At 75.0% G+C, this 20366-nt stretch carries 23 protein-coding genes and 2 pseudogenes; 17 read left to right on the forward strand and 8 right to left on the reverse strand.

From position 1 onward, the window contains the following. Window positions 1–2: 2 nt before the first annotated feature. Window positions 3–1244: an APC family permease gene (locus NLX85_RS10800; protein ID WP_254334190.1), complete on the reverse strand. Its 1242-nt coding sequence runs from the start codon at window positions 1242–1244 to the stop codon at window positions 3–5. 9 nt (window positions 1245–1253) lie between these two features. After that, entirely contained in the window at window positions 1254–1988 is a 735-nt protein-coding gene (locus NLX85_RS10805) for a phosphatase PAP2 family protein (RefSeq protein ID WP_254335513.1), read from the reverse strand. Between the two features lie 137 nt (window positions 1989–2125). Here NLX85_RS10805 and NLX85_RS10810 point away from each other — a divergent pair, with 137 nt between their 5' ends. Beyond that, window positions 2126–3337, forward strand: coding sequence for a DUF4032 domain-containing protein (locus NLX85_RS10810; RefSeq protein ID WP_254334193.1), 1212 nt, complete (start codon window positions 2126–2128; stop codon window positions 3335–3337). A gap of 13 nt (window positions 3338–3350) precedes the next feature. On the opposite strand, the gene nagA is transcribed toward NLX85_RS10810, so the two are convergent. From nagA to NLX85_RS10825, 3 genes are read right to left on the reverse strand one after another with little or no spacing between them, the layout of a single operon-like run. Further along, window positions 3351–4460, reverse strand: coding sequence for an N-acetylglucosamine-6-phosphate deacetylase (nagA, locus tag NLX85_RS10815; protein WP_254334195.1), 1110 nt, complete (start codon window positions 4458–4460; stop codon window positions 3351–3353). After that, window positions 4457–5389: an ROK family protein gene (locus NLX85_RS10820; protein WP_254334197.1), complete on the reverse strand. Its 933-nt coding sequence runs from the start codon at window positions 5387–5389 to the stop codon at window positions 4457–4459. Before NLX85_RS10820 ends, nagA begins: the two co-directional genes overlap by 4 nt. Then, a complete protein-coding gene (locus tag NLX85_RS10825; protein WP_254334199.1) occupies window positions 5386–6315 on the reverse strand; it encodes an SIS domain-containing protein in 930 nt (309 codons plus the stop codon). Before NLX85_RS10825 ends, NLX85_RS10820 begins: the two co-directional genes overlap by 4 nt. A 200-nt stretch (window positions 6316–6515) precedes the next feature. Here NLX85_RS10825 and NLX85_RS10830 point away from each other — a divergent pair, with 200 nt between their 5' ends. The 4 genes from NLX85_RS10830 (at window position 6516) to NLX85_RS10845 (ending at window position 10002) form a co-directional block, all read left to right on the forward strand. Beyond that, a complete protein-coding gene (locus NLX85_RS10830; protein ID WP_254335514.1) occupies window positions 6516–7301 on the forward strand; it encodes a DeoR/GlpR family DNA-binding transcription regulator in 786 nt (261 codons plus the stop codon). 247 nt (window positions 7302–7548) lie between these two features. Beyond that, complete coding sequence (locus tag NLX85_RS10835; protein ID WP_254335515.1) at window positions 7549–8469, forward strand: ATP-binding cassette domain-containing protein; 921 nt, start codon at window positions 7549–7551, stop codon at window positions 8467–8469. Then, a complete protein-coding gene (locus tag NLX85_RS10840; RefSeq protein ID WP_254334201.1) occupies window positions 8466–9482 on the forward strand; it encodes an ABC transporter permease subunit in 1017 nt (338 codons plus the stop codon). The genes NLX85_RS10835 and NLX85_RS10840 overlap by 4 nt, the downstream gene beginning before the upstream one ends. 100 nt (window positions 9483–9582) lie before the next feature. Next, a complete protein-coding gene (locus tag NLX85_RS10845) occupies window positions 9583–10002 on the forward strand; it encodes a DUF3263 domain-containing protein (protein WP_254334203.1) in 420 nt (139 codons plus the stop codon). 5 nt (window positions 10003–10007) lie between these two features. Here the strand turns inward: NLX85_RS10845 and NLX85_RS10850 are convergent, their stop codons facing one another. After that, entirely contained in the window at window positions 10008–10220 is a 213-nt protein-coding gene (locus NLX85_RS10850; RefSeq protein ID WP_189198519.1) for a hypothetical protein, read from the reverse strand. A gap of 148 nt (window positions 10221–10368) precedes the next feature. Here NLX85_RS10850 and NLX85_RS10855 point away from each other — a divergent pair, with 148 nt between their 5' ends. The 12 genes and pseudogenes from NLX85_RS10855 (at window position 10369) to NLX85_RS10910 (ending at window position 17538) form a co-directional block, all read left to right on the forward strand. Then, the gene (locus NLX85_RS10855; protein ID WP_254334205.1) at window positions 10369–11271 is read left to right on the forward strand and encodes a hypothetical protein; all 903 of its coding nucleotides are present in this window, start codon (window positions 10369–10371) and stop codon (window positions 11269–11271) included. A 151-nt stretch (window positions 11272–11422) separates the two neighbouring features. Continuing rightward, the gene (locus NLX85_RS10860) at window positions 11423–11932 is read left to right on the forward strand and encodes a GNAT family N-acetyltransferase (protein WP_254334207.1); all 510 of its coding nucleotides are present in this window, start codon (window positions 11423–11425) and stop codon (window positions 11930–11932) included. Window positions 11933–12222: 290 nt separating this feature from the next. Beyond that, window positions 12223–12690 carry a hypothetical protein gene (locus tag NLX85_RS10865; RefSeq protein ID WP_254334209.1) on the forward strand — a complete coding sequence of 156 codons (468 nt, stop codon included), beginning with the start codon at window positions 12223–12225 and terminating at the stop codon, window positions 12688–12690. A gap of 3 nt (window positions 12691–12693) precedes the next feature. Then, on the forward strand, window positions 12694–13938 hold the full coding sequence (locus NLX85_RS10870) for an SRPBCC family protein (protein ID WP_254334211.1): 1245 nt from the start codon (window positions 12694–12696) through the stop codon (window positions 13936–13938). Next, window positions 13935–14156 (forward strand): annotated as a pseudogene (gvpJ, locus tag NLX85_RS33640) (gas vesicle protein GvpJ); the annotation flags it as partial. The gene NLX85_RS10870 and the pseudogene gvpJ (NLX85_RS33640), both read left to right, overlap by 4 nt. A 220-nt stretch (window positions 14157–14376) precedes the next feature. Further along, window positions 14377–15132: a GvpL/GvpF family gas vesicle protein gene (locus tag NLX85_RS10880; RefSeq protein WP_254334215.1), complete on the forward strand. Its 756-nt coding sequence runs from the start codon at window positions 14377–14379 to the stop codon at window positions 15130–15132. A 3-nt stretch (window positions 15133–15135) separates the two neighbouring features. Next, window positions 15136–15477: a gas vesicle protein GvpG gene (locus tag NLX85_RS10885; protein ID WP_254334217.1), complete on the forward strand. Its 342-nt coding sequence runs from the start codon at window positions 15136–15138 to the stop codon at window positions 15475–15477. Beyond that, window positions 15474–15821 (forward strand): gas vesicle protein, encoded by a 348-nt coding sequence (locus NLX85_RS10890; RefSeq protein WP_091317339.1) that lies wholly within the window; start codon window positions 15474–15476, stop codon window positions 15819–15821. Before NLX85_RS10885 ends, NLX85_RS10890 begins: the two co-directional genes overlap by 4 nt. Before the next feature lie 46 nt (window positions 15822–15867). Then, window positions 15868–16023: pseudogene (gvpJ, locus tag NLX85_RS33645) on the forward strand (gas vesicle protein GvpJ); the annotation flags it as partial. Window positions 16024–16175: 152 nt separating this feature from the next. After that, the gene (locus tag NLX85_RS10900) at window positions 16176–16976 is read left to right on the forward strand and encodes a GvpL/GvpF family gas vesicle protein (RefSeq protein ID WP_254334219.1); all 801 of its coding nucleotides are present in this window, start codon (window positions 16176–16178) and stop codon (window positions 16974–16976) included. Continuing rightward, on the forward strand, window positions 16967–17188 hold the full coding sequence (locus NLX85_RS10905) for a gas vesicle protein (RefSeq protein WP_254334221.1): 222 nt from the start codon (window positions 16967–16969) through the stop codon (window positions 17186–17188). The genes NLX85_RS10900 and NLX85_RS10905 overlap by 10 nt, the downstream gene beginning before the upstream one ends. Next, window positions 17185–17538, forward strand: coding sequence for a gas vesicle protein K (locus tag NLX85_RS10910; protein WP_254334223.1), 354 nt, complete (start codon window positions 17185–17187; stop codon window positions 17536–17538). Before NLX85_RS10905 ends, NLX85_RS10910 begins: the two co-directional genes overlap by 4 nt. Window positions 17539–17547: 9 nt before the next feature. Here the strand turns inward: NLX85_RS10910 and NLX85_RS10915 are convergent, their stop codons facing one another. Beyond that, window positions 17548–19797, reverse strand: coding sequence for an AAA family ATPase (locus NLX85_RS10915; RefSeq protein ID WP_254334224.1), 2250 nt, complete (start codon window positions 19795–19797; stop codon window positions 17548–17550). Window positions 19798–19851: 54 nt separating this feature from the next. Continuing rightward, window positions 19852–20337, reverse strand: coding sequence for a hypothetical protein (locus NLX85_RS10920; protein ID WP_254334226.1), 486 nt, complete (start codon window positions 20335–20337; stop codon window positions 19852–19854). Window positions 20338–20366 lie beyond the last annotated feature (29 nt).

The raw sequence follows: 20366 nt of genomic DNA on the forward strand, positions 1-20366 counted from the left end.
GATCACGTTCTCCTGGCGGCGTGGCGGAGGGCGTACCAGGCGGCGCCGAGGGCGAGCACGCCGAAGCCGCTGAGCACGCTGGCGACGGGCAGGTTGACCGCGAGGAGCAGGCAGCCGACCAGCCCCAGCGCGGCGAGCAGCTGCACCGGCAGCTTCCGGGCCGGCTCCCGGCCCAGGGTGAGCGCCGAGGCGTTGGCGATCGCGTAGTAGACCAGCACCGTGCAGCTGGAGAAGCCGATCGCGCCGCGGACGTCGACCAGGGACACCACGACGATCACCACGGCCGCCACGGCCAGCTCGGCCCGGTGCGGCACCTGGTAGCGCGGGTGCACGGCGGCCAGCGCTCCCGGCAGGTCCCGGCGGCGGGCCATCGCCAGCGTGGTCCGGCCGACCCCGGCCAGCAGGGAGAGCAGCACCCCGGTCACCGCCACGGTCGCCCCGGCCCGCACCAGCCAGGCCAGGCCGGGCAGCCCGGCCGCGGTCACCACCTCGGCCAGCGGCGCGGCCGAGTCGGCCAGCCGCTGCTCGCCCAGCACGCCGACCGCGACCACGGCCAGCACCAGGTAGATGGCCAGTACCACGCCGAGCGCCAGCGGCACGGCGCGCGGGACGGTGCGTTCCGGGTCGCGGACCTCCTCGCCGAGGGTGGCGATCCGGGCGTACCCGGCGAAGGCGAAGAAGAGCAGGCCGGCGGCGGTGAGCACGCCCCGGACCCCGGTGTCGGCGAAGCCGGCCAGCCGGTCGGCCGCGACGTGCGGCGCGCCGGTCACCGCCACCACGGCGAGCACGGTGAGCACCACGCCGACCAGCACCCGGGTGGCCGCCGCGGTCTTCCCGATTCCGCGCAGGTTCACGGCGGTCACGGCAAGCACGGCGAGAACCGCGACGAGCCGCGCCCGCCCCGGCCAGAGGTACGCCCCGATGGTCAGCGCCATGGCCGCGCAGCTCGCGGTCTTGCCGATCACGAAGCCCCAGCCGGCGAGGAACCCGGCGAACGGGTGCAGCCGCTCCCGGCCGTAGACGTAGGTGCCGCCGGACTCCGGGTAGCGGGCGGCGAGCCGGGCCGAGCTGGTCGCGTTGCAGAAGGCGATGAAGCCGGCGACGGCCAGGGCGGCCAGCAGGCCGGCGCCGCCGGCCGCCGCCGCGGCGGGGGCGAAGACCACGAAGACGCCCGCGCCCAGCATCGACCCCAGCCCGATGACGACCGCGTCGGGTACGCCCAGCCGGCGCGCCAGTTCTGCCACCAGCGCAGGCTAGGGCATGGAGGTGAACGGCCGGTCCCGGTGGCGCAACGGGCCGGGCAACGGCAGGTCGTCCCAGGGCGCCCGGTGCAGCAGGCGGTCCAGCAGCAGGCCGAGCAGCAGCCCGGCGACGGAGTCGGTCAGCCAGTGCCAGCCCAGGTACGTGGTGGTGGAGAGCACGATCAGCGGTGGCAGCACCCGGACCACGGTGACCAGCCGGGCCGGGACGGTCCGGCCGACGGTGCGCAGCAGCGCCGGGAGCAGCAGGGCGAGCACGCCGTACCAGACGATCGCGTTGGCCACGTGTCCCGACGGGTACGACATGCCGTAGACGCCGTCGGTGTGGAAGAGCCGGACCGTGTCCGCCTCGGGGAGGTAGGGCGGCTTGACGCTGGCGCTCGGCGCCGCCCGGTCGGTCGAGAGCTTCAGCGGCCCGATGGTCAGGTTGGTGAGCAGGAAGGCGACGACGGGCGGCAGGATCGGGCGTACCGAGCGGAGCCGCAGCCCCACCACCACGCCCACCCCGGCGGCCAGCAGGGTCAGCGGGGTGCCCTGGCCCAGGAAGTTGAGCACCCGGGCCACCCAGAACGCGGCGGCGGGCCGGTGCGAGTCCGCCCAGTCGGCGACGGCCCGGTCCAAGCCGAGGAGGTGGCCGCTGGCCAGCGCCACGGTGAGCCCGACCAGGGCGGCGAGCAGCAGCCCGTCGAACCACCAGCCGGCCGGCCGGACGGGCCGGAGGCGCGGCATCCGGCGTACCCCTGTGGTCTCCCGCACGCGACCACGCTACCGGCCGCCGGCGGCGCCGGACCGGCGCGGGCGGCGGCGGCTGTGGGCCCAACCACGAAGGGAGGCGCTCGGCCGGGTGAGCGGTCACACTTGTGGCCGTGCGGATCACCTCGGCCCTCGTCGACCCGGCGCTGCTCGACCTACCCTGGTCGACCCCGCTGGAGGAGTGGCCTGCCGAACACCTGGTCGCGCTGCCGCAGGGCATCTCGCGGCACATCGTGCGGTTCGTCCGGCTCGGCGGCTACGTCTACGCCGTGAAGGAGACCGGCGAGCGGGTCGCCGAACGGGAGTACGACCTGCTCCGGGCGCTGGAGCGGATCGACTTCCCGTCGGTCGAGGCGATCGCGATCGTGGCCGACCGGCAGACCGACGACGGCGAGCCGCTCGACCCGGTGCTGATCACCCGGCACCTCCAGTTCTCGCTGCCGTACCGGGCCCTGTTCTCCAACACGTTGCGCCCGGAGACGATGAACCGGCTGCTGGACGCGCTGGCCGCGCTGATCGTGCGGATGCACCTGACCGGTTTCTTCTGGGGCGACTGCTCGCTGTCGAACACGCTGTTCCGGCGGGACGCGGGCGCCTTCGCCGCCTACCTGGTCGACGCCGAGACCGGGGCGCTGCACCCGTCGCTCTCCAACGGCCAGCGCGGGGAGGACCTGGAGATCGCCCGGGTCAACATCTTCGGCGAGGCGCTCGACCTCCAGGCCGCCGGCCTGCTGCACGAGTCGATCGACCCCGAGGTGGTGTGCGAGGAGGTCGTGCGGCGCTACGAGCGGCTCTGGCACGAGATCACCTACGAGCAGCAGATCGAGCGGGAGGCCCGGCACGACATCGAGGGCCGCATCCGCCGCCTCAACGAACTGGGCTTCGACGTCGCCGAGGTGGCCATGTCGACCGTCGACAACGGGCGGTACCTGGTCCGACCCAAGGTCGTCGACGCCGGCTACCACACCCGGCGGCTGCTGCGGCTCACCGGCCTGGACGCCGAGGAGAACCAGGCCCGCAAGCTCCTCAACGACCTGGACGCGTACCGGGTGGAGAGCGACCTGACCGACGAGCAGCAGGCCGCGCACCGCTGGCTGACCGAGGTGTTCGAGCCGGTGGTCCGGGCGGTGCCCGCGCACCTGCGCCGCAAGCTGGAGCCGCAGGAGCTGTTCGCCCAGATCATCGAGCACAAGTGGCTGCTCTCCGAGCGGGCCGGCCGGGACGTCGGGATGCGCCAGGCGGTGCAGTCCTACCTGGCGGACGTGCTGGTGCACCGCCCGGACGAGCAGGCGGTGCTGGGCGTCGAGGTGCCGGCCGCGGGGTGAGCGCGGCCCGGCCTCACTCCACCCAGGCGCCCGCGCGCATCACCCGGACCACGTCGAGGTCGTCGTCGAGGACGACCAGGTCGGCCCGGAGGCCGGCCTGAAGCGCGCCCACCCGGCCGCCCAGGCCGATGGCCCGGGCCGGGGTGGTGGCGACCATCCGACAGGCCTCCGGCAGGGCGATCCCCGCGCCGACGGCGTGCCGCAGGGCGGCGTCCATGGTCAGCGTGCTGCCGGCGATCGCGCCGTCCCGGCTGAGCCGGGCCACCCCGTCGGCCACGGTGACGGCCTGGCCGCCCAGCTCGTAGTCGCCGTCGGGCATGCCGGCGGCGGCCATCGCGTCGGTGATGAGGGCGGCCCGGTCCGGGCCGGCCACCGAGGCGGCGAAGCCGAGCATGCCGTCGTGCAGGTGCACCCCGTCGGCGACCAGCTCGCAGACCACGTTCGGGGCCTCCAGCAGGGCCACCACGGGCCCCGGCTCGCGGTGGTGCACAGGGCGCATCCCGTTGAAGAGGTGCGTGCCGACGCTGGCGCCGGCCGCCACGGCCGCCCGGGTCTGCTCCCAGGTGGCGTCGGTGTGCCCGACCGCGGCCACCACGCCGTGCGCGACCAGCAGCTTGACGGCCTCCAGCGCGCCGTCGCGCTCGGGGGCCAGGGTGACCATCCGGACCGCGCCACCGCCCAGCTCGATCAGCTCGGCCAACTCCTCGGTGGACGGGTCGCGGAGGAACTCCGGGTTCTGCGCGCCGCAGCGGGCCGCCGACAGGTAGGGCCCCTCGAAGTGGACGCCCGCCAGCACCCCGGACTCGACGAGCGGCCGGTAGGCGGCGGTGGCCTCGCGCATCAGCGGGAACGGCGAGCTGACCAGGCTGGCCAGCAGCGTGGTGGTGCCGTGCCCGAGGTGGAAGTCGGCGGCCTGCCGGGCCGACTCCGCGTCACCGGTGGTGAAGGTGTGGCCGCCCCCGCCGTGGGTGTGCATGTCCACGAAACCGGGCACGATCCAGTGCCCGTCGCGCACCGTCGGGTACTCGGCGACGGCCCGGATCCGGTCGCCCGCGATCTCCACGCAACCCTGCCGGATCACGCCGGTCGGGGTCACCACCTTGCCGGTCACGCGCAGGGTCATCGGCTCTCCTTCGCCAGGGTGTCCAGGGCCAGCAGGGCGGCGCCGAGGCAGCCCGCCTCGTCGCCGAGGGCCGCGGCGACCAGCCGCGGCTCCCGGTGGAAGGTCAGCCGCTCGCGCAGCGCCGTGCGCAGCGGGTCGAACAGCCGGGGACCGGCCTGGGCCAGCCCGCCGCCGATCACGATGGTCGCCACGTCGAAGAGCGCCTGCCCGGTGGCCAGGCCGTCGGCGAGCGCCTCGACCGCCTCCCGCCAGACCCGGCCGGCCAGCGGCTCGCCGGCCGCCGCCCGGTCGGCCACCTCGGCGGCGGTGGCCGGGACGCCGGACAGCTCGGCGTAGCGGCGGCCGATGGCCGAGGCCGATGCCACCGCCTCCAGGCAGCCGGGGCGGCCGCAGCCGCAGGGCGGGCCGTCGGGGCGTACCAGGATGTGCCCGATCTCCCCGGCGGCGCCGTGCGCGCCGACGGCGGCCGAGCCGTCGACCACGTGGGCGGCGGCGATGCCGGTGCCGATCGCGACGAAGAGCACGTGGCCGGCGTCCCGCCCGGCGCCGAGCCGGGCCTCGGCCAGGCCGCCCACCCGCACGTCGTGGCCGAGCGCCGTGGGCAGGCCGAGCCGCTCCCGCGCCAGGTCCCGCAGGGGTACGTCCCGGAAGCCCACGTTCGCCGACCAGACCGCGACCCCGCGGGCCTCGTCGACCACCCCGGGCACGGCGATGCCGCAGGCCACCGGGGTGCGGCCGTCGGCGCGGGCCTTGCCGGCCAGCCCTTCGGCCACGTCGAGGATCGTGCCGACCACCGCCTCGGCGCCGCGCGCCGCGCCGGTGGCGTGCCGCTCGGCGTGCACGGTCGCGCCGTCCGGCCGGACCAGGGCGCACTTCATCCCGGTGCCGCCCACGTCCAGCGCGACGACGACCTCGTCGCCTGCCGTCATGCGAGAACCACGGACCGGGTCAGGTGCCGGGGCGCGTCGGGGTCGAGACCGCGGCTGGTGGCCAGCGCGACGGCGAAGCGCTGGGCGAGGATCAGGTCGGCCATCGGGTCGACCGGGTTGCGCCCGGCGGCCCAGCTCGTGAGCACCGTGTGGCAGCCGTGCGTGCGGCTGTGCACGAAGGCGGCGCCGGTGGCGGCCACGTCCTCCGGCAGCCCCTCCGGGATCCCGCCGAACGCCCAGACCAGCCGGCCCGGGGCGGCGATCGAGATGGGGCCGTGCCGGTAGTCCATGGCCGGGTACGCCTCGGCCCAGAAGGTGGCCGCCTCCCGGCACTTCAGCGCGGCCTCCTGGGCCAGCCCGACGGTCCAGCCGCGGCCGAGGAAGGTGACCTGCTCGATGGTGGCCGGGTCGATCGGCAGCGGGGCCCGGACGGCCACCTCGGCGTCGGCGGCCAGTCGGCCCAGGTCCTCGCCGAGGTGGGCGCGGAGCAGCGCGAGCGCGGTGGTGGCGAAGCGGGTCTGCACCACCGAGCGTTCGTCGGCGAAGGGCAGGGGCACCGCCGCGTCGGCCAGTTCGACGGCCGGCGAGGCCGGGTCGCCGACCAGGACCGTGGTGGGCACCTGCCCGCGCAGCGCGGCGAGCAGGTCCAGCACCTCGGTGGTGGTGCCGGAGCGGGTGATCGCGATGAGCCGGTCGTAGCGGCGGCCGGTGGGGAACTCGCTGGCCTGGAAGGCGTCGGTCTCGCCCTGGCCGGCGCGCTCGCGCAGCCCGGCGTACGCCGCCGCCATGAACCACGACGTGCCGCACCCGACGACGGCGACCCGCTCGCCGGGGCGCGGCAGGCGGTCGCCGACGGTCGGGGCGAGCCGCGCCGCCTCCCGCCAGCAGTCGGGCTGGCTCGCGATCTCCGCGTGCACGTACGCCATCACCACTCCTCGCCAAGGGGAGACCTTGCGCAATACGGCGCGATATGGCCGCCTTTCGCGCGTCATTCTGCGCGATTCGGGGTGGCCGTGGCAACCAGCTCCCAGATCGCGCAGGACAGGGTTTTGCGCCTCGCCAGTTTCGCGCACTACTGTGCACGCAATCAATCACCGTTCGTGCAGAGTCAGTGGAGGCCCCCGCGGTGGACCGCTACGCCCGATGGAACGCGCTGCTCGAGATGCTGACCGACAGCGGCCGGGTCAGCGTCGAGGAGGCAGCCGGGCGCCTGGACGTCTCCCAGGCCACCATCCGGCGTGACTTCGACCAGCTCGCCCAGCAGCAGATGATCACGCGTACCCGGGGCGGCGCGGTCGCCAACGGCGTCTCCTACGACCTGCCGCTGCGCTACAAGACGGCCAAGCACTCGGCTGAGAAGCAGCGGATCGGCGCGGCCGCCGCCGCGCTCGTCTCGCCGGGCACCGTGGTCGGCCTGAACGGCGGCACCACCAGCACGGAGGTGGCCCGGGCCCTCGCGGTCCGCCCCGACCTCAACACCAGCGCCGAGGGCGCCCAGCTCACCGTCGTCACCAACGCCCTGAACATCGCCAACGAGCTGCTGGTGCGCTCGCGGATGAAGGTGGTGGTGGCCGGCGGCGTGGTCCGGCCCAAGTCGTTCGAGCTGGTGGGCCCGCTGGGCGGGGCGCTGCTGCGCGAGGTGACGCTGGACGTGGCGCTGCTCGGCGTGGACGCCATCGACCCGCACCTCGGCGCCGCCGCCCACCACGAGGGCGAAGCCGCCATGAACAGCCTCATGGTGGCCCGGGCCAAGCGGGTCGTGGTCATCGCCGACTCGTCCAAGCTGGGCGGACACGCCTTCGCCCGGATCTGCCCGGTGGACCGGATCGAGACGCTGGTGACCGACTCCGGCGCGTCCCCCGCCGTGGTGCAGGCGTTCCGCGACGCGGGCGTGCACGTCGTCTGCGCCTGACGCGCTTCTCTGGCGCGCCTGACGCGCCCCCTGCGCGCCTGACGCGCCCCCTGCGCGCCTGACCCCGAATCCGGGAAAACCCCGATGCATACCGGGTATTGTCTCCGGCTGCATACCGCGTATGGTGTCCGCTGTCACCTACTCATCGGGGGAGGTCAGCTTGTCGGCTGTCCTGGAGATCGAGGGTCTCCGCAAGACGTACCGGAGCCGGAAACGCGGGGTCCGCCACGCGCTCGACGGTTTCGACATGCGGGTCGAGGCCGGCCAGGTGCACGGCTTCCTCGGCCCGAACGGCTCGGGCAAGACCACCACCCTGCGGACGCTGCTCGGGCTGATCCGGCCCAACGGCGGCCGGATGGCCATCCTGGGCCAGGAACTGCCGCAGGCGCTGCCCGCGGTCGCCGGCCAGGTCGGGGCCATCGTGGAGAGCCCGCAGTTCTTCCCGCACTTCTCCGCCCGGGACACCCTCGGGCTCCTCGCCCAGGCCGGTGAGCTGCCCCGGCAGCGGGTCGACGAGGTGCTGGAGTTGGTCGGGCTGCGCGACCGGGCCGGGGAGCGGGTGAAGACCTACTCGCTCGGCATGAAGCAGCGGCTGGCGGTCGCCTCCGCGCTGCTCAAGAACCCGAAGCTGCTGATCCTGGACGAGCCGGCCAACGGCCTCGACCCGGGCGGCATCCGGGAGATGCGCGGGCTGATGCGCGACCTCGCCGCCGCGGGAATGACCGTGGTGCTCTCCAGCCACATCCTCGGCGAGATCCAGCTCATCTGCGACTCGGTCACCATCATCTCGCTGGGCCGGCGGGTCGCGTACGGGCCGGTCGACGAGGTGCTCGCCGCGCACTCGCAGGGCGCCGTGCGGGTCCGCCTGGAGGCGGTCACCGACCTGCCGCAGGCCGCCGAGACCCTGACCCGGGCCGGGATCCGGGTCACCGCCGAGCCCGACCACCTGATGCTGGCCGGCGTCGACAAGCCGGCCGCGGTCAGCCGGGTCCTCGCCGAGCAGGGCCTCTACGTCAGCGAGCTGACCCCCGTCGCGGTCGACCTGGAGAGCGTCTTCCTCGAACTGACCGCCACCGCGCCGGTTCCCGGCCAGCACCGGCAGGTCGACCAGTCCATGAAGGTCGGTGAGCCGGGCAGCGGCGCCACCACGGGAGGTTGGGGCGCATGAGCCTGTACGTCACCGAACTGCGCCGGCTCGGCAAGCGCCGGATCACCCGGCTGCTGCTCGTCCTGCTGCTGCTCGGGCTGGCCATGGTGGCCACCGCGTTCAGCTTCTCCAGCCACCAGCTCTCCACGGAGGTGGTGGCGGCCGCCCAGGTCGAGTCCGACGCCCAGTACCAGCGGGCGGTGGAGGACTGGAAGAAGACGGTCGCCGAATGCGACGCCGCCAAGGCCCGCGGCGACCTGAACACCGAGGACCGGTACGGCCCGAACTGCGGCCGGGACTGGCAGCCGCAGCCGGAGATGTTCGATCCGAAGTGGAACCTGCCCTACCAGTTCGACTTCCGGGCCGAGTTCCCCATGTTCATCGCGGTCTTCGCCGGGGCGGTGGCGCTCTTCGCGTTCATCGTCGGCGCCTCCTACGTGGGCGCCGAGTGGAGCACCGGCGGGATGATGAACCTGCTGCTCTGGCGGCCGAAACGGCTCGCCGTGCTGGGCACCAAGCTGGCCGCGCTGCTGACCACCGTGCTCGGGGTGAGCCTGGTGCTCGGCGCCTTCTGGACCCTCGCCTTCTGGCTCATCGGCCGTTACCGCGGAACCACCGCCAAGGTGACCGCCGGGGTGTGGCGTTCCATCGGCCTGGACGGGTTGCGGGCGGTCGGGCTCATCCTGCTGGTCGGCGCGGTCGCCTTCGCGCTCGCCTCGCTGGGGCGGCACACCGCGATGGCGCTCGGCGCGGCCGTGGCGATCTTCGCGATCAGCGAGATCGGCATCCGGATCGCGGTGAACGTGCTCTCCGTCCCGTTCGGCGACCGGTACGTGCTCTCCACGTACGCCCAGTCCTGGTTCATGAAGCAGGCGGAGCTCTTCGACTACGACACCTGCCAGTTCGCCAAGGGCGCGTGCGAACCGGCCAAGCTCGTGGTCACCTGGCAGCAGTCGGCCCTGGTGTTCGGGGTGGGCGCCGCCGCGGTGCTGATCGGCGCGTTCTGGTCGATGCGCCGGCGCGACATCTCCTGACCGGACGTCGCGTCCGATGCGGGCCGGGCGGACCCTGGTTACGCTGGGGTCCCCCCGGCCGGCGCCGTCGCGTCGGTCGCCCGTTCTCGTGAGGAGCGCCATGCCCGCCGACGCCACGGAGCGGGCCGTCACCGACGACCGGCCCGAGCCGTCCGGGACCACCGACGTCCTGCGCCGGGAGTCCGGTGTCACCGTCCCGCCACCCCGCTCCGCCCCCGCGGTCGAGGCCGCGCCGCCGGACGAGGTGCCCGCGGAGGCGGCTCCGGCCGCGGAGCCGTCCGGTGAGACCGACGGGCTGACCGAGCGGGAACAGCGGATCCTCGCCTTCGAGCAGCAGTGGTGGAAGCACGCGGGCGCCAAGGAACAGGCCATCCGGGACACCTTCGGGCTCTCCGCGACCCGCTACTACCAACTGCTCAACGCCCTGCTCGACCAGCCGGCCGCGCTCGCCGCCGAGCCGGTGCTGGTCGGCCGGCTCCGCCGGCTGCGCTCGTCCCGGGCCCGGAACCGGCGGCGCTGACCGGGCTACTTCTCGTACGTCCGCAGGCCGTTGCCGATCGCGAAGAAGGTCGGTGCCCACTCGCCGATGAAGATTCCCCAGCGGTCCGCCCGCGCCACCCCGGCGCGCTCCAGGTTCTTGGAGAGGAACCAACTGGTGAAGGAGAGCCCGATGCTCACGAAACCGGCCAGGTAGGCGTGTTCCGCCCTGATTCCCGACTCGTGCAACCGCTCCAACATGCCATCCCCCTAGCGCTAGTCCGGTTCCGTGCCCACCCGACGCTACCGATGGTGGTGTCGGCGTGACGGTCTGTTGCCCAGAAGTTCCTCCCGGCATGGGCACCGGCGGTCCGGGTAGGCGGCGGGCGGTGACGGAGGGAGCAGACGGATGGGGGCACCAGATCGCCGGTACGCGACCGGCAGCCGGCCGGCCCAACCGGGCGGTACGGCGCCGATGATGCGCGTACGCTCCGCCTCCGACCCGGCACCCGGGCGGCTGGAGAACGAGGACGTGGTGTTCCGGTTCGGCCCGCTGGTGGGCGTCCTGGACGGGGCGACCGCGCCGGAGGGCTTCGACACCGGCTGCGTGCATGGGCCGGCCTGGTACGTGCGGCACCTGGCCGCCCGGATCGGCCTGGCCGTCGCGGCCCGCCCGGCGGCCACGCTCATGAGCAGCCTGGCGGCGGCGATCCTGGCGGTACGGGCGGACCACGACGGCCAGTGCGACCTGGACCACCCGGGCACCCCGTCCTCCACCGTCTGCCTGCTTCGCGAGGGCGGCGACCAGGTGGACTACCTGGTGCTCTGCGACAGCCCGCTGGTGCTCGACACCGGCGACCGGGTCGACGTCGTCTCTGACGACCGGCTGGACGCCGCGCTGGCGGACCTGCGATCCACCGCCGCCGCGCTGCCGGACCGGGACGTCGACCCGGTGACCCGGTTCCGCCGGGCGGTGACGGTGCAGCGGAGCCGGATGAACCGCACCCACGGCTACTGGGCGGCCGCCACCGACCCGGACGCGGCGTACCACGCGGTGACCGGGACGCTGCCGCTGCGCGGGCCGGGGGCGGTGCGGCGGGCCGCACTGCTCAGCGACGGCGCCTCCTGCGCGGTCGACCAGTTCGGCCTCTTCGACTGGGCCGGCCTGCTCGACGTGACGGCGGCCGAGGGCCCGGAGGGGCTGATCGACCGGGTCCGGGCGGCCGAGCGGGACCATCCGGACCGGTTGCGCCGGCACAAGCGCACCGACGACGCCTCGGTCGTCCTCTGCGAGTTCGCCGCGGTGGAGTGAGCACCCTCACCGCCAGAACGAACCGGTCGGCTGACAACGCAGCGTGAGGCGGAACACCCCGGGGGTACGACCGGCCGACCCCCTCCGCCGGACCGGCAGTCCGAGTCCAAAGGGGTGGACTTGGGTCGGTACGACCGGCAGACTGCGGCTCGTGATGGGTGCGGTAAGGCTGGAGCCGGTGGACGAGCGAAACCTGGAGCCGTTGCTCTCCGTAGCGGCTGCCGAGGCGGAGCCGGAGGACGTCATGCCCCCGGTGGAGGCGCCGGCCGGGTGGTCGCTGGCCCGCCGGGAGGCCTTCCGCGAGTTCCACCGGGCGAGCTTCGGCGGGCTGGACGGCCCGACCCGCACCCGGATGTACGCGATCGTGGCCGGCGGCGAGGTGGTCGGCATGGTCCGGATGACCCGCTGCGAGGCGCCAGGGACGGTGGAGACCGGGATGTGGCTCGGCCGCTCGGCGCGGGGCCAGGGGCTCGGCGCGGCCGCCCTGCGGGAGTTGCTCCACGCCGCCGCGGCGGCCGGCATGCGCACGGTCGTGGCCGAGACGACACCGGACAACCAGGGTGCCGTCTCAGTTCTTCGTAAATGCGGCGCGGAATTGCGCGAGAAGGACGGGAAGCTGCACGCGGAAATGTGTCTGGATTCCGCTCTGCCGACGCACTGAATTGCTGATTGCCCTCCAGCAAGCGATTTGACTTCTCCCTGGTCCTGACGGCCTGTCTGCCCCTTTTGCGAGGTCTGACCGTCAGCTCGCTGCGTTTCCAATTCCGCGATTAAACGCGTCTCCATGCCCTCCTCCGGAATGTTTTGTCCTTGGCGTGACGGGTACTGCCCGCCGGGTCCGCAGATACGGAACGTCGGTCGCAGGCCCTTTTCCGCTGATCCCCGGTAGCTGTTTTCCGGGCCTGCTCCAGATGAGGGTGTCCGCTTCCGCCGGGGAGCGAAGGAGAACTGATGAAGAGCGGAGCACGGGTGGCGCTGGCGGTGGGCTTCGGCTACCTCCTCGGGCGCCGGAAGAAGATGCGTACAGCCCTGACCCTGGCGGCCGCCGTCGCGGCCGGGCGGGCCAGCCAGCGCCCGGGCGGCCTGAAGCAACTCGGCACGGACCTGTTGAACGTCCCCCAGCTCGGCGGCCTCGGCAAGCTGGGCGCCCCGCTGGCCACGGCCGGCAAGGCCGCGGCGACCGCGGCCGCGGGCAGCGGCATCGACGCGCTCAGCGGCAAGCTGCGCGGCGGCGCCGACGCGCTGCGCCGGAAGTCCGCCGGCGGCCAGTCCGACGCGGGCCGGCCGGACGAGGAGCCGGCGGACGACGAGCGCTCGGCCCCCGACGACGAGGAGGAGCTGGACGAGCAGCCCACGGCGCGGGACGAGACGGACCGGGGCGGGCGCCCGGCCGTCGCCCGACGGCAGCGGGGGCGGTGACCCATGGCGACCAGCAACCTCACGGACAAGGCCCGGGACCAGCTCGGCGGCGAACTGCGCAACCTCGCCGCCGCCATCGGCGAGCGGGCGATGCACGTGGTCACCGAGCGGATCACCGGCGCCACCGGGCGGCTCAGCGAGTACGCCAAGCAGGGCGGCGGGCCCGGCCTGGTCGCGGCCGCCACCGGCGCGCAGAAGCTCGCCGAGGGCCACTCCCCGGTCAAGGCCATGTTCCATGCCGGCCTGGCCGGCGGTAAGGAGAAGTTGATGTCGGCGTTCGGCGGCGGCAAGGGCGGCAAGGGCGGCGGCAAGAAGCTCAAGGTCACCAACATCGTCGAGACGATCGAGGTCGGCGTGCCGGTCCGGGTCGCGTACAACCAGTGGACCCAGTTCGGCGACTTCCCGAGCTTCATGAAGAAGGTTGAGCAGGCGGACTGCGAGTCGGACGAGAAGATGACCTGGAAGGCGCAGATCTTCTGGTCGCACCGGTCCTGGGAGTCGACAATCGTCCGGCAGATCCCCGACCGGCTCATCCACTGGCGGTCCAAGGGCGAGAAGGGCTCCGTCGACGGCACGGTCAGCTTCCACGAGGTCGGCCCGGAGCTGACGAAGATCCTCGTGGTGCTGGAGTACCACCCGCAGGGCCTCTTCGAGCACACCGGCAACCTCTGGCGCGCCCAGGGCCGCCGGGTCCGGCTGGAGCTGAAGCACTTCGTCCGGCACGTGATGACCCAGACCGTGCTCGACCCCGACTCGGTCGAGGGCTGGCGCGGCGAGATCGAGGACTCCCAGGTGGTCAAGGACCACGAGACCGCGCTCCGCGAGGAGCAGGAGGCCGAGGAGCAGCAGGGCCGCGAGGAGCAGCAGGGCCGCGAGGAGCAGCGGGGCCGGGCGGAACAGCGGGGCCGCGCCGAGGAGCCCGAGGAGGAACCGGAGGAGGAGCCCGAGGAGGAGCGCCGGCCCGCCGCCCGCGGTCGCCGGCGGCCACCGCCGCCGCGTCGCCGCCCCACCCCTGACGAGGAGGAGTACGCGGACTACGACGAGGGCGACGACTTCGACGAGGACGAGTACGCCGAGGAGCCCGAGGAGGAGGAGGCGCCGCGCCGCCGGGCGCCCGAGCGGGCCCGCCGCCCCCAGCCGCGCGAGGAGCGGGAGGCACGCCCCGAGCGCCCGCGCCCGGTCCGCCGGGCTCCCGAGGCACCGCGACGCCCGGTGGTGCGCCGCCGGCGTGAGGAGCGTGAGGAATGACCGTGGCGACCACGACAGGCCAACCCGGCGGCGCCCTGGAGCGCACCGGCGGCGGCGGTGGGGGCACCCTCGCCGACGTCGTGGAGACCGTGCTGGACAAGGGCGTGGTGATCGACGCCCAGGTGTCGGTCGCCGTGGTCGGCATCCAGCTCCTGGAGATCAACGCGCGGATCGTGATCGCCAGCGTCGAGACGTACCTCCGGTTCGCCGAGGCGGTCGACCGGCTGAGCATCGTGCCGAAGGACCAGAAGGGCCTGCCGGACCTGGTCGGCGACGCGGCCGGCGCCGCCACCAAGGGCAAGGCGGTCTCCGGGCTCGGCAAGGCGGCCCAGGAGATCACGGGCGCGGTGGCGGACTCGATCCGGGACCGCGGCTCCGAGCCGGAGCGGAAGCGGGAACGGGAGCGGCCGCGCCGGCGGCGGGACGAGGAGCGCTGACATGGCCCAGGAGAACGGACTGTTCATCTACGGCATCGTGCCGTCCGACGTGGAGCCGACCCCCGAGGCCGAGGGGGTCGGCTCCCCGCCCGGGGAGGTGACCGCGGTCCGGCACGGCGAGCTGGCTGCGCTGGTCAGCGAGGTCGGGCTGGAGGAGCCGCTGGGCCGGCCGGACGACCTGACCGCGTACGAGCGGCTGCTGGACGGGACGGCGGTGGTCGCGCCGGTGCTGCCGGTCCGGTTCGGCACGGTGGTGACCGGCGCGGACGCGGTCGAGGACCTGCTCGCCGCGCACCACGACCGGTTCGCCGCCGCCCTCGACGAGGTCGAGGACCGGCTCCAGTACACCGTGCACGGGCGCTTCGACGAGCAGGAGTTCATCAGCGGGTTCCTGGCGGAGAACGCCTCCGCCGCGGCCCTCGCCGACGAGGTGCGCGGCCGGCCGGAGATCGAGAGCCGGGAGCAGCGGATCCGGCTCGGCGAGATGATCAGCCAGGCCGTCGAGCTGCGCCGGGAGGCGGAGAACCGCGATCTCATCGACGCCGTGGGCCGGTACGCGGCGGCGGACGCGCCCCTCCCGCCCAGCCACGAGCTGGACGCGGTGCGCGTCTCCTTCCTCGTGGCGGGCGACGAGGAGGACGAGTTCGTCCGGGCGGTCGAGGACTTCGCCGAGCAGCGGCGGGACCTGATCCGGACGCGCCTGATCGGCCCGCTCGCCCCGTACGACTTCGTCAGCGCGCACCAGCTGGTGGAGTGAGCCGTGGACATCCTCTGGGCGCTGCTGACCCTGCCGTACGCGCCGGTGCGCGGGCTCACCGCGCTGGTCAAGGTGGTGGCCCGGGAGGCGGAGTCGCAGCAGTACAACCCGGTCAACGTCCGGCGCGAGCTGGAGGAGCTGGACGAGGCGGCGGCGGCCGGGGACATCACGCCGCAGGAGCGGGACCGCGGGCAGCAGCAGGTGCTGGACCGGCTCACCAGGCCGGCCGGCGGCGGCGCCGGCCGCACCGGGACGCGTCGCGACGGCGAGCCCGGGCGGCCGGCGCCCGCCCGCCGGGGGAACGGCGGTGGTAGGGCACGCCGCGGACGAGGGGGAGGACCATGACGGCACGGATCCGGGGTGACGGCGACCGGGAGCGGTGGCGCGACCGGGGCGGTCGGGCCGAGGAGCGGTATCTCGACGAGGACGACGAGGAGGCGGTCAGCGCGGCCGAGGCGGCCCGGGAGGGGCTGCGCCAGATCGTCGCGCTGACCGGCAAGGATCCGCTCGGGGTCACCTCGATCCAGCCCACCGACGACGGCTGGCGCATCGGGGTGGAGGTGGTCGAGGACCACCGCATCCCGGCGTCGACCGACCTGCTTGGCCTCTACGAGGTCGAGCTGGACATGACCGGGAGCCTGCTCGGCTACCGGCGGACGCGCCGCTACCAGCGCGGCAAGGGGGACTGAGATGACCATTGGGCGGGCTCCGTCGGTCGTGCAGAACTCCGGTCAGGTGCTGCCGGCCGGCCACGAGCCGGCGAACCTCGGCGACATCCTGGAACGGGTCCTCGACCGGGGCATCGTGATCGCCGGTGACATCCGGGTCAGCCTGCTCGACATCGAGCTGCTGACGCTGAAGCTGCGGCTGGTCATCGCCTCGGTGGACACCGCGCGGCAGATCGGCATCGACTGGTGGGAGCACGACCCGTGGCTCAGCTCCCGGGCCCGCCCGCCGGTCGAGCCCGGCCCGCGTGACCCGGAGGAGGTCGAGGCGTCCCGCCGGCCGCGGGTGGCCGCCCGGGCCGAGCGGGAGGAGTGGCCGTGACCGCCGCCGCCGACCCCACCCCGGCCACCGCGACCGCCGTCTGGCTGCACGGCGTGGTCACCGGGACGGCCACGCCCGCCGGGCTCCCCGGCATCGCCGGCACGCCGGTCCGGGCCGTGGCCGCCGCCGGCCTGGTCGCCGTGGTCAGCGACGCCCCGCTCAGCGAGTACGGCGAGGCCGCGCTGCGCCACAACCTGGAGGACCTGGCCTGGCTGGAGCGGGCCGCCCGGGCCCACCACGCCGTGGTGGACGCGCTGTCCCGGTCCGGCGCGGTGGTGCCGGCCCGGCTCGCCACCGTCCACCGCGACGACGACCGGGTGGCCCGGGTGCTGGTCGAGCGGCACGACGAGCTGGCCGGCACGCTGGCCCGGCTCGCCGGCCGCGCCGAGTGGGGCGTCAAGGGGTACGTGGTGCCCGGCGCATCCCCGCGGGTCGAGGAACCCGCCGGTGGGGGCGGGGCCGGCGCGGCCTACCTGCGGCGGCGCAAGGCCCAGCTCAGCGCCCGCGAGGAGGGGCAGCGGGCCGCCGTCGACGGGGCCGCCGCCGTGCACGCCGCCCTCACCGGGTACGCGGTCGCCGCCCGCCGGCACGCCCCGCAGGACCGGCGGCTCTCCGGCGCGCCCACCGCCATGGTGCTCAACGGGGCGTACCTGGTCGACAGGGACCGCTGGGACGGCTTCGCCGCGCTGGCCCGGGAGCTGGCCGACGGGCACCCCGAGGTGCGTCTGGAGCTGACCGGGCCCTGGCCGCCGTACTCCTTCGTGGCGGAACCGGAGGCGGAGGCGGCATGGGCGTGACCACGCTGGCGCCGAGCAGCGCCGACGACCCGCTGACCTACCGGCCGGTGGCCCTGGTCGACCTGCTCGACCGGGTGCTCGCCACCGGCGTGGTGATCACCGGGGACATCACCCTGGCCATCGCGGACATCGACCTGGTCCGCGTCTCGCTGCGGGCGCTGATCGCCTCGGTCGGCGCGCTCGCCCCGCCCGAGCCGGAGGCCACGCCGTGACCGGCCGGGACGAGGCGGCCGACCTGGCGGCGGCGCTGGGCGAGCCGCGGTGGACGGCGCCCCGGGTCCGGCCGCTGGACCGCCGGCTCGCCGTGGACCAGGACTCGGTCGAGCGCGGGCTGGCCAGCCTGGTGCTCACCGTGATCGAGCTGCTGCGGCAGCTCATGGAACGGCAGGCGTTGCGCCGGGTCGACCTGGGCGACCTGACCGAGGAGCAGGTCGAGCGGGTCGGCGCCACGCTGATGGCGCTGGAGGAGCAGATGACCCAGCTCCGCGAGTACTTCGGCCTGGCCCCCGAGGATCTCAACCTCGACCTCGGCCCCCTCGGCCCCCTGCTGCCCGCCGACTGACCGGCGGGCTCAGCGCCGGGTGGCCGCGTACGCCTCCAGGTGGGCGAGCTGGACCGGGTCCAGGGAGGGACTGACCCTCGTGCGGGCCGTCTCGACATGGGTGGCGGTGACCGTGCTGGCCGCCAGGGACTCGCGCATCGCGGCGAGGGCCGCCTCGCGGATCAGGGCCGTGCAGTCGGCCGCCGAGAAGCCGTCCAGCTCGGCGCCGAGCGCGGTCAGGTCCACGTCGGGCGCGAGCGGGACGTCCCGGGCGGCCGCCCGGAGGATCTCGCCGCGGGCCGGGCCGTCCGGCGGCGGCACGTACACGAGGCGTTCCAGCCGGCCGGGGCGGAGCAGCGCCGGGTCGACCAGCTCCGGCCGGTTCGTGGCGCCGACCACCACCACGTTGCGCAGCGCCTCCACCCCGTCCAGCTCGGTGAGCAGGGCGGCGACCACCCGGTCGGTGGTGCCCCCGTCGGTGGCCTGGCCGCGGACCGGGGCGAGAGCGTCCACCTCGTCGAGGAAGACCAGGGTGGGTGCCGCCTCGCGGGCCCGGCGGAACAGCTCGCGGACCGCGCGTTCGCTCTCACCGACCCACTTGGAGAGCAGTTCGGCGCCCTTCACCGACAGCACGTTGGCCCGGCCGGAGCCGGCGAGCGCCGTGACCAGGTAGGTCTTGCCGCAGCCGGGCGGCCCGTAGAGCAGCACCCCGCGCGGCGGCGTCACGCCCAGCCGGGCGAAGGTGTCCGGGTAGGTCAGCGGCCAGAGCACCGACTCGGTCAAAGTCTGCTTGACCTCGTGCAGGCCGCCCACGTCGTCCAGGGTCACCGTGGCCAGCTCCAGCGTGGACGCGGCCATCGTGCTCGGCCGGACCACCTCCAGCGCGGCGGTGAAGTCGGCCATCGCCACGGTGGGCGTCTCCGCCGCCTTCTGCCGCAGCGCCGCCCGCACCCCCGCCTCCCGGACCAGCGCGGCCAGGTCGGCGGCGACGAACCCGGGCGTACGGGCGGCCACCTCGTCGAGCCGCACGTCGTCGGCCAGCGGCACCTGCCGGGTGAGCACGGTGAGCTGCTCCCGGCGCAGCGCCGGGTCGGGCAGCGGCACGGTGATCCGCAGCGAGAGCAGGTCCGGGGCGCGCAGCGCCGGATCCACCGCCTCGGGGCGCCCGGTGGTGCAGACCACCGCCGCCCCGGCCCGGACCGTCTCGGCGACCACCTGCCGGAACACGGTGGCCAGCGGGCCGGGCTCGTCGGCCGGGGCGATCGCCTCCACGTCGGTGACCAGCAGCACGGCCGGACCGTTGTCGCGGACCGCCGCGGCGGCTTCGCGCAGCCGGCGGGCCGCCGCGTCGTTGCCCAGCGCGGCCAGTTCCGGGGCCCACAGCGGGCGGACCCGGGCGCGGACCCGGGCGGCGACCGCGCGGACCAGCGCCGACTTGCCGGAGCCGGCCGGGCCGCCGATGAGCACGCCGAGCGAGACCGTGGTGCCGAGCCGGCCCAGCACCTCCCCGTGGTGGAAGCCCAGGTCGAGCAGCTCGGTCAGCTCCTCGGCCTGTGCCCGCAGCCCGGGCAGCTCGTCCACGTCGGGTGCGTCCTCGGGGCCGAGCAGGCCGTCGGCCGGCGCGGTCGCGGCCGGTCCGGCCGGGGCCACCCAATCCGCCGGGCCCGCCTCATCCGCCGCGCCGGCCGGGCCGGAGCCGCGGGTGGCCGCGCCGTGCTCCCAGCCCACCACGGTGTCCATGGTGACCAGCGCGCCGGTCGCCGGCTCGGCCGCCACCACGGTGAGCAGGGTGCTGGTCCAGGCGTACCCGACGGTGCTGGCGAGGCTGCGCCGGGCGGCCTCGACCAGGCCGCGCAGCGCGGCGTCGGGCAGCACGTCCTGAGGCAGCAGCGAGACGTCGTCGCCGGCGGTGACCACCTTGCCGAGCAGCGCGAGCCGGAGCATCTCCGGGGAGACGGCGGCCACGACGCCGACCGGGCCGGCCAGGGTGACCCGGCGCAGCGGGGCCGCCGGCAGCGGGCTCACCGTGACCTGCCCGCCGTCGCGCAGGCCCAGGTTGCCCAGCAGCAGGTCGTCGGCGTAGAGCAGGGCGCTGCTCGCGCCCGGCGCGGCCGGGGCGGCGATGCCGGCGGTCACCCGGCGGCCGGCCAGCCGCACCGGGTCGCCGGGGCGCAGCGCCAGCGCGGTCAGCACCTCGGGGTGCAGGCGGACGACGCCGCGCCGGGCGTCCAGCGCCGCCGGCCGCAGGCTCGCGGTCAGGGTCAGGTCGGGTTCCGCCACCGCCCGACAGTAGCCGCCGGCACCACGTCGTGCCGGCGTGCCCGGTCGCCGGCGTCAGAGCGGGCCGGTGTCCTCCAGCAGCGAGGGATCGCGCCGGATCATGTCGGCCAGCCGGGCCGCCGGGTCGGTGGCCACCCCGTCCTGCCCGGGGGCCGGCACCGTCTTCACCGACATCGGCCAGGCCGGTGGGGGCGCCGGCGCGGGCGCCGCGCCGACCCGCACCTCCGGGCCGGACCAGGAGACCCGCAACGGGTACGCCTGCCCGCCCAGCTCCACCCGCAGGACGACGGCCAGCCCCGGGTGCTCGGCGACCACCCGGCGGACCGCCTCGGCCACCTCCTCGACCGGGTCCCGCCGCTCGGGCCGGTCGCCCCCACGCAGCCGGTACGCGCCGTGCCCCGCCCGGCCGTCCGCCGGCGCGTCGCCCGGCCCGGCCGCCTCGAACTGCTCCTCCGGCTCGTCGGCCAGTGGGCCCCGGCGGCGCAGCGCCTCCTCGCGCCGGGCCAGCCGGGCCAGGGTCTCGTCCAGATCACCTCTCATCGCGCCCACCCCTTCCGTCACCACGGGTC

It is taken from the genome of Micromonospora sp. A3M-1-15, from assembly GCF_024213425.1.
Lineage (GTDB): Bacteria > Actinomycetota > Actinomycetes > Mycobacteriales > Micromonosporaceae > Micromonospora > Micromonospora chersina.

Coding starts and splice junctions, on each gene's coding strand:
- NLX85_RS10805 (WP_254335513.1), bottom strand. CDS start 1,988: ATGCCGCGCCTCCGGCCCGTCCGGCCGGCCGGCTGGTGGTTCGACGGG.
- nagA (WP_254334195.1), bottom strand. CDS start 4,460: ATGACCCTGCGCGTGACCGGCAAGGTGGTGACCCCGACCGGCGTGATC.
- NLX85_RS10820 (WP_254334197.1), bottom strand. CDS start 5,389: ATGACGGCAGGCGACGAGGTCGTCGTCGCGCTGGACGTGGGCGGCACC.
- NLX85_RS10825 (WP_254334199.1), bottom strand. CDS start 6,315: ATGGCGTACGTGCACGCGGAGATCGCGAGCCAGCCCGACTGCTGGCGG.
- NLX85_RS10835 (WP_254335515.1), top strand. CDS start 7,549: ATGCGGGTCGAGGCCGGCCAGGTGCACGGCTTCCTCGGCCCGAACGGC.
- NLX85_RS10840 (WP_254334201.1), top strand. CDS start 8,466: ATGAGCCTGTACGTCACCGAACTGCGCCGGCTCGGCAAGCGCCGGATC.
- NLX85_RS10845 (WP_254334203.1), top strand. CDS start 9,583: ATGCCCGCCGACGCCACGGAGCGGGCCGTCACCGACGACCGGCCCGAG.
- NLX85_RS10850 (WP_189198519.1), bottom strand. CDS start 10,220: ATGTTGGAGCGGTTGCACGAGTCGGGAATCAGGGCGGAACACGCCTAC.
- NLX85_RS10855 (WP_254334205.1), top strand. CDS start 10,369: ATGGGGGCACCAGATCGCCGGTACGCGACCGGCAGCCGGCCGGCCCAA.
- NLX85_RS10865 (WP_254334209.1), top strand. CDS start 12,223: ATGAAGAGCGGAGCACGGGTGGCGCTGGCGGTGGGCTTCGGCTACCTC.
- NLX85_RS10870 (WP_254334211.1), top strand. CDS start 12,694: ATGGCGACCAGCAACCTCACGGACAAGGCCCGGGACCAGCTCGGCGGC.
- NLX85_RS10880 (WP_254334215.1), top strand. CDS start 14,377: ATGGCCCAGGAGAACGGACTGTTCATCTACGGCATCGTGCCGTCCGAC.
- NLX85_RS10890 (WP_091317339.1), top strand. CDS start 15,474: ATGACGGCACGGATCCGGGGTGACGGCGACCGGGAGCGGTGGCGCGAC.
- NLX85_RS10905 (WP_254334221.1), top strand. CDS start 16,967: ATGGGCGTGACCACGCTGGCGCCGAGCAGCGCCGACGACCCGCTGACC.
- NLX85_RS10920 (WP_254334226.1), bottom strand. CDS start 20,337: ATGAGAGGTGATCTGGACGAGACCCTGGCCCGGCTGGCCCGGCGCGAG.